Here is a 233-nt window from a genome sequence, read left to right as displayed (position 1 = left end):
AGCCACGCGGCGCATGGCAGCCCTTCAGCCGATGGGCAGACGCGGCAAACCGGAAGAGGTAGCGGCTCTTGTGTGCTTCCTGTTGTCCGATCAGGCCAGCTTTATCACTGGGAGCTACCATCTGGTGGACGGAGCCTACACCGCCCATTAGGTGCACTGGCTGTCCCCACTCGTGCTGGCTGCTGTCAGGGTGATGACGCCGCAGATCGCTGAGCTGCCCGCACTGCACTGCC

At 63.5% G+C, this 233-nt stretch carries 1 protein-coding gene; it reads left to right on the top strand.

The window, feature by feature from the left end; genetic code table 11:
- A partial coding sequence (locus tag AC0L2O_RS37600; protein ID WP_473373296.1) for an SDR family oxidoreductase occupies positions 1–151 on the top strand: 151 nt, incomplete at its 5' end.
- Positions 152–233 lie beyond the last annotated feature (82 nt).

This window comes from Bradyrhizobium sp. Kon10 (assembly GCF_055807395.1).
Note: the sequence above shows the minus strand (reverse complement) of the source record. Positions and strands in the feature narration are given on the sequence as shown.